Here is an 11909-nt window from a genome sequence, read left to right on the forward strand (position 1 = left end):
CACGCCATGCGCGATACCGTGTTTGTCTCTCCCGATCACATTCGCAGCCTGTTCGCGCAGGCGATGTCGGACATGTATCGCACCGAGGTGCCGTTGTACGGCGACCTGATGACGCTGGTGGCGCAGGTCAACGCGCAGGTACTGGATGCCGATCCGGCATTGGCGGCGCGGCTGCAGCGCAACGATGAGCGCGCACGGTTGGATCTGGAGCGGCACGGCGCCATCCGGGTCGGCACGGCGGCCGAACTGGCCACCTTGGGCCGCCTGTTCGCGGTGATGGGCATGCACCCGGTGGGCTATTACGACCTCTCCGTGGCAGGCGTGCCGGTGCATTCCACCGCGTTCCGCCCGATCGACGAGGCAGCGCTGTCGGCCAATCCGTTCCGCGTGTTCACCTCGCTGCTGCGGCTGGAACTGATCGAGGACGCCGCGTTGCGCGCGCAGGCCGCGCAGATCCTGGAGCAGCGGCAGATCTTCACCAGCGGTGTCGTGGAGTTGATCGAACAGCGCGAGCGTGTCGGCGGGCTGGATGCCGAGCAGGCGCGGCGCTTCGTGGCCGAAGCGCTGGAAACCTTCCGCTGGCATGGCGATGCCACGGTGTCGTTGCCCACCTACCGCGCGCTGAGCGATGCGCACAAGTTGATTGCCGATGTGGTGAGTTTCCACGGCCCGCATATCAATCATCTGACGCCGCGGACGTTGGATATCGATGCGGCGCAGGCGCAGATGCAGCGCGCCGGCATCGATGCGAAGGCGGTGATCGAAGGGCCGCCGCGTCGGCGCGTGCCGATCCTGCTGCGCCAGACCAGTTTCAAGGCGCTGGAAGAGCCGGTGGGCTTTGTCGGCGACGGCGGGCAGCCCGAGCACGGCACGCACACCGCGCGCTTTGGCGAGATCGAACAGCGCGGGCTTGCGCTGACGCCCAAGGGTCGCGCGCTGTACGACGCGCTATTGGCGCAGGCACGCGATGCCGAGGGTGCCGGCAGCACCGGCGTCGATTACGCCACACGCCTGCAAACCGCGTTCGTGGCCTTTCCCGACGACGAGGCGCTGCTGCGTCAGGAAGGGCTGGGTTATTTCCGCTACGCGCTGACCGATGCCGGCCGCGCCGATCCGGCACAGGTAGCTGCAATGCCGGCGGAAACTGCCATCGCGCTCGGCCTGGTCAGTGCCGATCCGATCATCTATGAAGATTTTTTGCCCGTCAGCGCGGCCGGCATCTTCCAGTCCAATCTTGGCGGTGCCGAGCAACGCGCGTACGCCGCGCATTCGAGCAAGCGCAGTTTCGAGCAGGCGTTGGGCGCGCAGGTGCATGACGAGTTCGCGCTGTATGCGCAGCTGGAACGCGCATCGTTGCTGGCGTTGGTGGTGTAAGGCAGCACCAATCGACGGTATCAGGTGGGTGTGTGAGGTAGCGGTATCCCGCAGTTTCAGTTGCTGCATGCAATATCGCCCAACTGCACGCACGACGAAGGGCGACTGATAAAGCTCTCAGCGCTGTCTCGATAGCGGCGGCGTGTTGGCCACACGCCCCTGCTTTGACGAATGGGTTGGTGTTGGAGGGAAGTGACATCGATCGGATAGAACTAAGCTGATCAGACCGCACCCAATCGAACTACTGCGCTCCATCCCCTGCTTGTAACCACGCACACCGACCATCTCCACTGGTCCTTGCCCGCCCACCGTCGCGGGACCTTACGCGGCATGGATGCCGCGCAAGAGCTGACAATGACGTACTTGTAGCGTGTCCCGCGATGGTGGGCGGGCAAGGGCGCTGCAACGCAGCCGAAGACCATCTGCTCTGTACTCCGCGGCATCTCAACACCGTTCGATTACCTCACAAAGGCGAGAGAGGTCTTGAGCTTCAGCGTTGCTTGGATGTTCCGAAGCCGAGTGCGTCGAGGGCGCGCTGCCCTCACCGCTGGCGGGACACGCCGTGAATCCGTCTCTGGAGGCTCGGTGGCGGCATCCATGCCGCCACACGGTCCCGCGAGCGGCGAGGACACAGCACCAGAGAGTTGATCGGTAGCTTTGTTTAAAACCCTGCACACCGACACTCTCGACTGGTCCTTGCCCGCTCACCGTCGCGGGACCTTACGCGGCATGGATGCCGCGTAAGAGCTTACAAGGACGTACTTGCAGCGTGTCCTGCGATGGTGAGCGGGCAAGGGCCTTGCAGCCAAGCCGCAGATCAGCCGCTCCACAACCGCAACGCATCCACACCGTTCAATCACTACTCTTCGGTATTTGTCAGCGCAGCCTCAGTGCGCCGACGCCGCCGGGCGACGTGCCGCCGCGCGTTCTGCACGTCGTGCGCGCGCACGCGCGCGGCGCGCTTTCCAACGCTCGCTCAGGCACGAGAAGATCACATACAGCGCCGGGGTGCTGAGCAAGGTCAGGCTCTGCGAAAACACCAGGCCGCCGATCATCGCGATGCCGAGCGGGCGGCGCAGTTCCGAGCCTTCGCCCAGGCCCACCGCCAGCGGCACCGCCGCCAGAATCGCCACCATCGTGGTCATCATGATCGGGCGGAAGCGCACGATCGACGCTTCGCGGGCGGCCGCGCGCGCATCCATGCCATGCACGCGCTGCGCGACCAAGGCGAAGTCGATCATCATGATCGCGTTCTTTTTGACGATGCCGATCAGCAGCACCAACGCAATCATCGAGATCACCGACAGCTCGGTGTTGGTGAGAAACAACGCCAGCAGCGCGCCCACGCCGGCCGCCGGCAGAGTGGACAGGATGGTCACCGGGTGGATCAGGCTCTCGTAGAGCATGCCCAGCACGATGTAGACGGTGAGCACGGCAGCCAGCAACAACACCCCCATCGAATTGGGGCTGAGCTGCACATTGAAGCTGTTGTCGCCGCTGAGGCGGATACCGTCTGGCATGCGCAATCCGTCCACCGTGGACTTGATGATCAGATCCGCCTCGCCGGTGCTCACGCCCGGGGCGAGGTTGTAGCTCAGATCCATCGTGGTGTACTGGTTTTCGTGGATGATCTGCGGCGGCGCCAGGCCGGGGGTCTGGGTGGCCACCGCGGTGATCGGCACCATCTGCCCGGCACGGTTGGGCACGAAGATCTGATCCAGCGCCTTGGGCGTGGCGGTCTGCGAGGGCAGTGCGTTGACCACCACGCTGTACTGGTTGAGATCGGAGTAGATGGTGGAAATCGAGCGCTGGCCGAAGGCGCCATACAACGCGCCGTCGATCGCACCGACCGTGATCCCCAGGCGCGCGGCCTTGGCGCGGTCGATCACGATGTTCTGACGCAGCCCGGCGGTATCCACGTCGGTGCCGACATCGCGCAGTCGTGTGTTTTTCTTCAACGCCGCCTGCAGCTTGGGCAGCCATTGCTGCAGCTGTACAAGATCGTTGCCCTGCAGCGACACGCGGTATTGCGCGCCCTGGCTGGTGCCGCCGCCGCCGTCGCTGGGCAGGTCCTGGATGGCGCGCAGGCGCAGGTCCAGATCCGGGTAGCGGTCGGCTTTGGCGCTCAGGCGTGCGACCACCTGCGCGGTGGTGTCGCGGCGGCCCTCGTTGCGTTTTTTTAACTCGATGTTGAACGACGCGCTCGACCCCTGGCGGCCGGAACCCAGCCGCGCGCCCACGGTTTTCACCGCCGGGTCGGCCATCAGCATGTCGGTGATGCGGCGCTGGCGGCTGACCATGTCGGCGAACGACACCGTGGCGCTGGAATTGGCGCGGCCCCAGATCAGGCCGGTGTCCTGCGCGGGAAACGAGCCTTTCTTGACTGCGCTGCCGAGAAAAATGGTGGCGGCGATCAACAGCAACGGCGTCAGTGACAGCAGCAGTGCGTGGCGCAACGAAAAGTCCAGCGCCACGGTGTAAATGGCGAGCATGCGCTCGTGCATGCGGTCCAGCCAGGCGCCGAAACGGCCGGGTTTTTCCGGCTCGGTATGCGCCGACAGGAAGCGGCTGCACAGCGCCGGGGTCAAGGTCAGCGACACCAGCATCGACACTACGATCGCCGCCACCAGGGTCACGGTGAATTCGCGGAAAAACGCGCCGACCATGCCGCTGGCAAACAGCATCGGAATGAACACCGCCACCAGCGAGGCAGTGATCGACACGATGGTGAAGCCGATCTCGCGCGCACCGGTCAGGGCGGCCTCCAGACGTGGCATGCCTTCGTCCAGATGCCGCATGACGTTCTCGATCACCACGATTGCATCGTCGACCACAAAGCCAATGGCGATCACCAGCGCCAGCAGGCTCAAGTTGTTCAAGGTGAAGCCCAGCACGTACATCACCAGCGCCGAGCCGGCCAGCGACAACGGCACGGTGACCGCGGCAATGAGCGTGGGCGCGAGCCGGCGCAGGAACAGCGCCATGGTCAGCACCACCATCGCCAGGCTGATCATCAGCGTGGCCTGCACCTCGTGCAGCGAGGCGCGGATGGTGGGCGTGCGGTCGAAGTAGGGCGTGAGCGTGGTGCCGGGCTGCAGGTAGGCGCGCAACTCGGGAATCTGCGTTTTGACCTGGTCCACGGTCTCGACGATGTTGGCGCCGGCGCGGGTAAAGGCATACATCACCACCGCCGGTTTGCCGTTGAACCAGGCGGCTTGATACGCATCCTGCTGGCCGTCGTAGACGGTTGCCACATCGCCCAGCCGCACGATGCGCCCGTTGGATTGGGTGGAGATCGCCAACTGCGCGAAATCGGCGGCCTTGGCCACCGAATCGTTGGCGATGATGGCCATGGTGGTGTTGCCGTCGGACAGGAATCCGGTCGGCGAGGTGACGTTGGCGGCGCGCACTGCGTTGCGTAGGTCGTCCGGGGTCAGCCCGAGTGCGTTGAGCGCACGCAGGTCCACGTCCACGCGCACTGCCGGCGTGGACGCACCGGCGATATCCACCGAGCTGATGCCGGTGATCTGGCGCAAGCGCTGCGCCAGCAGCGAATCGGCCACGTTGTAGAGCTCATCGGCCGACTGGGTGTCCGAGGTCAAGGCGATGGCGATGACCGGGTCGTCGTTCGGATTGGCCTTGGAGTAAATCGGCGTGCCGAGCCCGGAAGGCAGGTCCGATTGCGATGCATTGATCGCGGTCTGGATGTCCTGTGCGGCCGAATCGATGTTGCGATTGCTCTGGAATACCAGCACCACCAGGCTGCTGCTCTCCGAACTGGACGAGCGCATGCGGTCGATGCCCGGCAGCTGGCCCAGGTGGCGTTCCAGTGGCGCGGTGACGGTGGAGGCCATGGTGCTGGCATCGGCGCCGGACTGCGTGGCGTGCACGAAGATCACCGGGATCTGGATGTTCGGCAATGCCGCCACGCCCAGCCGCAGATAGCACATCAATCCGATCACGAACAAACCGATCGCCAGCAACGAGGTGCCGATCGGGCGCTTGATGAAGGGCGCGGAGATGTTCATGCCTGTGGCGCCGGGAATCGGGAATCGGGAGTCGGGAATCGGCAAGCAAGGCCAACGCAACGCCCGAGTGCGCGCGTGGGCAGGCGAGGCCGCAGGCCGGCAATCCGATCAGCAATCGCTGCACCAGTTCTCATGCAGGGCGCTCCGAGGTGGGTGCGGGGTTTGCGCCATCGCGGCGTGCGGCACGCTGCGCACGCCATGCCCGCAAGCGCTCGCCGGCGCGTTCCATGTACAGATAGATCACCGGGGTGGTGTACAGCGTCACCAGCTGCGACAGCAACAGGCCACCTACAATCGCGATGCCGAGCGGGCGACGCAGTTCCGAGCCGATGCCGGTGCCCAGTGCCAGCGGCAACGCGCCCAGCATGGCGGCGGCGGTGGTCATCATGATCGGGCGGAAACGCAGCAGGCAGGCGCGGCGGATCGCCTCGTGCGCGTTGGCGCCTTCGCGGCGGGCGTCGATGGCGAAGTCGATCATCATGATCGCGTTCTTCTTGACGATGCCGATCAGCAGCACGATGCCGACGATGCCGTCCACCGACAGGCTCAGCCCGCACATCATCAACGCCAGCAACGCGCCGACACCGGCCGGCGGCAAGGTGGAGATGATCGTCAGCGGGTGGATATAGCTTTCGTACAACACGCCCAGCACGATGTAGATCACCAAGATCGAGGCCAGCAGCAACCACACGATATCGGTCTGGCTGCCGGTGAACTCGGCCGCCTTGCCGACGAACTGCGCATGCACCTGGGTCGGGATCTTGAGGTCTTCGCGTGCCTTTTCGATCGCTGCTACCGCCTGCGACAACGAGTGCCCCGGCGCCAGATTGAACGAGATGGTCACCGCCGGCAGCTGCTGCTGGTGGCTCACCACCAATGGCGTGTTGGTGACCTTGGCTTCGGCCAGCGAGGCCAGCGGAATGATGCTGCCGGCGCCGACCACGATGCCGGTGTTCTGGTTGCCCACGCCGGTGGCGGTGGACGAGTTGGACGAGGTCACCTGGCCGAAGCTGGTGGCATTGGTGCCGGTCAGTGCGCCGCTGCCGTTGCTGGCCACCGCCAGCTGATTCATCAACGCGGTGCTGCTGCGGAATTCCGGCGCCACTTCCAGCACCACGCGGTACTGATTGAGCTCGGTGAAGATGGTGGAGATCTGGCGCTGGCCGAAGGCGTCGTACAGCGTGTCGTCGATGGTCTGCATCGGCACGCCGAGCATGCTGGCCTTGTCGCGGTCGATGGTCAGCTCCAGCGCACGTCCCTGATTGGCCAGGTTGTTGTCCACATCGGCCAGCTCGGGCAGCTTGCGCATCGCCTCGGTCATGCGCCCGGCCCAGGTGGCCAGCTCGGTGCTGTCCACGTCCGAGATCGAATACTGGTATTCGGTGGCGGCCACGCGGGTGTCCAGGGTGACGTCCTGCACCGGCTTGAGGAACAGTGCCACGCCCGGAATGCCGGACACGGCCTTTTGCAGGCGCGGCAGCACCTCGTCCAGGCCGTCGCGGTCGCCGCGCGTCTTCAGCACGATCGACAACTGGCCCTGGTTGAGGGTCGGGTTCATGGTGCCGGCGCCGATGAAGGCGGCCACGCCGGTCACCGCCGGGTCTTTCTGCAGCGCGGCGGCCACCGCCTGGGTGCGCTGCTCCATCTGCGGGAAGGCCACGTTCTGGTCGGCCTGCACCACGCCGGTGATCAGGCCGGTGTCCTGCTCGGGCAGCAGGCCCTTGGGGATCGCCACGTACAGCACCACCGTCAACGCCACCGCGCCGATCGCCACCGCCAGGGTCAGCGGCTGGTGCGCCAGCACCCAGTCCAGGCTGCGCTCGTACGCGCCCACCGTGCGCGTCCACAGATTGGTCTTGCCGGCCGCTGTTGCGCGTTCGTGCGCGTCCTCGCCTTCGGGCAGAGCGTCGGGCTTGAGCAGGTAGGCGCACATCATCGGCGTCAGCGTCAGCGACACCAGCATCGAGATCACCACCGCAATCGACAGCACCCACGCAAATTCATGGAACAACCGACCGGTGACGCCCGGCATCAGCAGCAGCGGCAGGAACACCGCCACCAGCGACACGGTCAGCGACAACACGGTGAAGCCGATCTGCTTGGCGCCGATTTCTGCCGCTTCCGGACCCGTCTTGCCCTGTTCGATGTAGCGCACGATGTTTTCGATCATCACGATCGCATCGTCGACCACGAACCCGGTCGCCACCACCAGCGCCATCAGCGACAGGTTGTCCAGCGACATGCCGGCGAACGCCATCACCCCGAAGGTGCCGGCCAGCGACAGCGGTACTGCCACCGAGGGAATGATGGTGGCCCACAGCCGGCGCAGGAACACGAAGATCACCGCCACCACCAGCGCGATGGTCAGCACCAGGGTGAACTTCACCTCGTGCACCGAGGCGCGGATGGTTTCGGTGCGGTCGGAGAACACCTCCAGATGCACGTCGGCCGGCAACACCGATTGCAGCTGCGGCAGGATGCTGCGGATCTGCTCCACCGTCTGCACGATGTTGGCGCCCGGCTGGCGGCGGATTTCCAGCAGCACCGCCGGCTTGCCATCGGCCCACGCGGCGAGCTGGTCGTTTTCTACCCCGTCCACCACGTTGGCCACATCGGCCAGCCGCACCGGGCGGCCGTTGGCGAAGCTGATGATGGTCTCGCGGTACTGCGCCGCATCGGTGAGCTGGTCGTTGGTGCCGATGCTGTAGGACTGGGTCTTGCCGTTGAGCGAACCCTTTGGCGCACTGACATTGGTCTGGGTCAGCGCGCTGCGCAGCGACTCCATGGTCAGGCCCATGTTCGACAGCTGCGCCGGGTTGACCTGGATGCGCACGGCCGGGCGCACGTTGCCGGCGATCGACACCAGGCCCACGCCCGGCACCTGCGACAGGCGCTGGGCCAGGATCGCATCGGCGTAGCGGTTGACCTCGCGCAGCGGCAGCGAATCGGAGGTGAGCTTGAGAGTGAGGATGGCCGCATCGGCCGGATTGACCCGGTTGTAGACCGGCTGGTACGGCAGCGACGAGGGCAGGGTGGCCTGGCGGATCGCCGCCTGCACGTCCTGCGAGGCGATGTCGATGTCGCGGTCCATCGAGAACTGCAGAATGATCGTGGACAGGCCCGCCGACGAATCGGAAGTCATCATCTGCAAGCCGGAGATCTGCCCGAACTGGCGTTCCAGCGGCGTGGTCACCAGCGAGGCCATGGTGGTCGCGTTGGCGCCGGGGTACTGGGTGGTCACGACCAGGCTGGGCGCGTCGATTTCCGGCAATGCCGACACCGGCAATTGCCGGTAGCCCAGGATGCCCAGCAGCAGGACGCCCGCCATCAACAACGAGGTGGCGATGGGGCGGCGGATGAAGATGGTCGAAAAGCCCACGGGGGAGTCCTTGCTGAAGACGTCAATCGGTGCCGGCGCGCAGGGCGCCGACGCGCACTGGCGACGGGGTGTCCCGTCGCCAGTGGTCAGGCATTAGCGCGGGCCGCCGCCACGTCGGCCGCCGCTGCCGCCGCCCTTCTGCTTGTCCTGCGCCGCCTTGAGTTCGGCTTCGGTGGGCTCGGGCGGGGTTTCGCCCGGCTTGAGCGCGCTGACCTTGCTGCCCGGCTTGAGCCGGAACTGGCCTTCGGTGACCACGCGCTCGCCGGGCTTGAGGCCCTTGGTGACCTGCACATGGCTGTCGTCCACTTCCACGCCCTGCAACACGGTGCGCATCTGCGCGGTGTTGTCGTTGCCCACCACGTAGACGTAATCGCCTTCAGGGCCACGCTGCACGGCCTGGGTCGGCACCACGGTGCCGCCGGAGATGGTGCGCAGTTGCAGCCGCACGTTGACGAACTGCCCCGGCCACAACGCGTTGTCGGTGTTGTCGAAGATCGCGCGCGCGCCAAAGGTGCCGCTGTCGGCGGCGATGCGGTTATCGATGACATCCAGCTTGCCGTCGCCGCTGATGACGTGGGCATCGCCGCGGTCCAGCGCCGCCACATCCAGCGGGGTGGCCGCCTGGCCGCTGCGCACCGCCTGCAGCTCGCGCTCGGGCAGGTTGAAGGACACGTAGATCGGGCGGATCTGGGTCAGCGTGACGATGGTGGAGCTGGCGCTGACGATATTGCCCACGTCCACGCCACGGATGCCGGCAATGCCGTCGATCGGCGCGGTGACGCGGGTGAACTGCAATTGCACCTGCGCCGAGCGCATCTGCGCATCATTGGCCGACACCGCCGCCTCGTACTGCGCCACCTGGTTGCGTTGGGTGTCCAGGTCGGTGCGCGAGACGTATTGCTTGTAGGCCGGGTCGTTGGAGCGCTGGTAGTTCACCCGCGCCGTCGCCAGCAGCGACTGATTCTGCCGCTTGGCCGCCAGCGCCTGGTCGTAGCTGGCCTGCAAGGTGCGCGGATCGATCTGGGCCAGCAGCTCGCCCTTCTTCACTTCCTGGCCTTCCTTGAAATTCAGGCTCATCAGCTGGCCGCCAACCTGCGGGCTGACCGTGACCGTGTTGAGCGCGGTCACCGTGCCCAGCGCGCTGGCATAGACCGGCACGTCCTGGGTCGTGGCGGGCACCACCGTCACCGGCACCGGGCCGCTGTTTTCGGTGCCATTGCCATCCGGCGCGTCCGCCCCTTTGCCGCGATTGCCCCCGCCCATCATCCGCATTGCGACAAACACCACGACGAGCACCGCTACGACCAGCAGTGTGATCTTCCAAAAACGCGACATGCGACAACTCCTGAGGGCGGGCCGGGCGCTTGGGGCGACCGTGGGGCGGCATTGCGAAGCATATCGTTGCGTCCGGGCAATTGAGCGTTACTGAAGTAACGGCTCATCGAACGAAACGCCCGCATGGTTCACGGATGCGTGCAGCGGCAACGCGTCAGTGGCGCTGCGGTTGACCGCCGGGCTGAATCGGTCCCCACCATGGCCCGGGAGCCGGTGGCGCCGGCCAACCAGGCCTTCGCCACCGGCCACGCTGCGCTCTGGCGGTGCGGTGCACTACAGTGAAGGCCACTCATTGGAGGATTCTCGATGCGCCATTCCCGCCTGCTGACCAGCGCGCTGCTGCTGGCTCTGCCTACGCTTGCCGCCGCACAGGCCGCGCCACGGCCCGAGGTCCAGACCGTTGCCAGCACGTTGCAGCCCAAGGTGGTGCAGTGGCGCCGCGACTTCCACCAGCATCCGGAGCTGTCCAACCGCGAAGAGCGCACCGCCGCCACCGTGGCCGCGCAGCTGCGCAAGCTCGGCCTCAAGCCGCGCACCGGCATCGCCCATCACGGCGTGGTGGCGATCATCAAGGGCGGCAAGCCCGGCCCCAGGATCGCGCTGCGCGCGGACATGGACGCGCTGCCGGTCAAAGAGCAGACCGGGCTGGCCTTCGCCTCCAAGGCCACCGCCGAGTACCGTGGCGAGCAGGTCGGGGTGATGCATGCCTGCGGCCACGACGCCCACACCGCCATCCTGCTCGGCGTGGCCGAAGCGCTGGTGGGTATGCGCGACCAGCTGCCCGGCGAAGTGATGCTGATCTTCCAGCCCTCCGAAGAAGGCGCGCCCGGCAACGAAGAAGGCGGCGCCTCGCTGATGCTCAAGGAAGGCCTGTTTGCCGACTTCAAGCCGCAGGCGGTGTTCGGCCTGCATGTGTTCTCCAGCGTGCAGGCCGGCAAGATCGCCGTGCGCAGCGGCCCGCTGATGGCGGCCTCTGACCGCTTTGCGATCAAGATGATCGGCCGCCAGACCCACGGGTCGGCGCCGTGGAACGGCATCGACCCGATCGTGGCCAGCGCCGACATGATTTCCACCGCGCAGACGGTGATCAGCCGCCGCGCCAACCTGTCCAAGCAGCCGGCGGTGTTGAGCTTTGGCGCGATCAAGGGCGGCATCCGCTACAACATCATCCCCGACGATGTGGAAATGGTCGGCACCATCCGCACCTTCGACGAAGGCATGCGCCAGCAGATCTTTGCCGACCTCAAAAACGTGGCCGAGCACACCGCCGCCGCACACGGCGCCAAGGTGGATGCGAAGGTGCCCGACCAGGACGGCAACCCGGCTACGGTCAACGACCCGGCCCTGACCGCCAAGATGCTGCCCAGCCTGCAGGCCGTGGTGGGCGCCGACAACGTGTACGAGCCGCCGCTGCAGATGGGCGCCGAAGACTTCTCGTTCTACGCTCAGCAGGTGCCGTCGATGTTCTTCTTCGTCGGTTCCACCGCCCAGGGGATCGACCCGGCCACCGCGCCCAGCAACCATTCGCCGCAGTTCCTGCTGGACGAATCCTCGCTGGACGTGGGCCTGCGCGCGCTGTTGCAGGTGTCGCTGGATTATCTGCATCAAGCTGAGACAGGCTGAATCGGGAATCGGGAATCGTGAATCGTGAATCGGGAATCGGGAATCGTGTGCAGTTGCACGATTCCCGCTGACCGTTGCCAATCAAGTGGGGCGGCGGGCTGCTTGAGGATCCGCTACTGCTGTCGCCAGCTCGGTGCTCCAGTGTCCGCCATATAGCTCACGGCCAGTCG

At 66.0% G+C, this 11909-nt stretch carries 5 protein-coding genes; 2 read left to right on the top strand and 3 right to left on the bottom strand.

Annotated features, from left to right (window positions below; translation table 11 throughout):
• Window positions 1–6 precede the first annotated feature (6 nt).
• Entirely contained in the window at window positions 7–1374 is a 1368-nt protein-coding gene (gene hglS / locus ABQU90_RS14445; protein ID WP_323522599.1) for a 2-oxoadipate dioxygenase/decarboxylase HglS, read from the top strand.
• An 887-nt stretch (window positions 1375–2261) separates the two neighbouring features.
• Here the strand turns inward: hglS and ABQU90_RS14450 are convergent.
• The 3 genes from ABQU90_RS14450 to ABQU90_RS14460 form a co-directional block, all read right to left on the bottom strand.
• Window positions 2262–5402, bottom strand: a complete 3141-nt coding sequence (locus ABQU90_RS14450) for an efflux RND transporter permease subunit (RefSeq protein ID WP_323522598.1) — start codon at window positions 5400–5402, stop codon at window positions 2262–2264.
• Between the two features lie 130 nt (window positions 5403–5532).
• On the bottom strand, window positions 5533–8781 hold the full coding sequence (locus ABQU90_RS14455) for an efflux RND transporter permease subunit (RefSeq protein ID WP_323522597.1): 3249 nt from the start codon (window positions 8779–8781) through the stop codon (window positions 5533–5535).
• Between the two features lie 93 nt (window positions 8782–8874).
• Complete coding sequence (locus tag ABQU90_RS14460; RefSeq protein WP_323522596.1) at window positions 8875–10116, bottom strand: efflux RND transporter periplasmic adaptor subunit; 1242 nt, start codon at window positions 10114–10116, stop codon at window positions 8875–8877.
• 306 nt (window positions 10117–10422) lie between these two features.
• On the opposite strand from ABQU90_RS14460, the gene ABQU90_RS14465 reads away from it, so the two are divergent.
• Window positions 10423–11739 (top strand): M20 family metallopeptidase, encoded by a 1317-nt coding sequence (locus ABQU90_RS14465; protein ID WP_323522595.1) that lies wholly within the window; start codon window positions 10423–10425, stop codon window positions 11737–11739.
• The last annotated feature ends 170 nt before the right edge of the window (window positions 11740–11909 follow it).

The sequence above is a fragment of the Xanthomonas sp. WHRI 10207 genome, from assembly GCF_040202975.1.
GTDB lineage: Bacteria > Pseudomonadota > Gammaproteobacteria > Xanthomonadales > Xanthomonadaceae > Xanthomonas.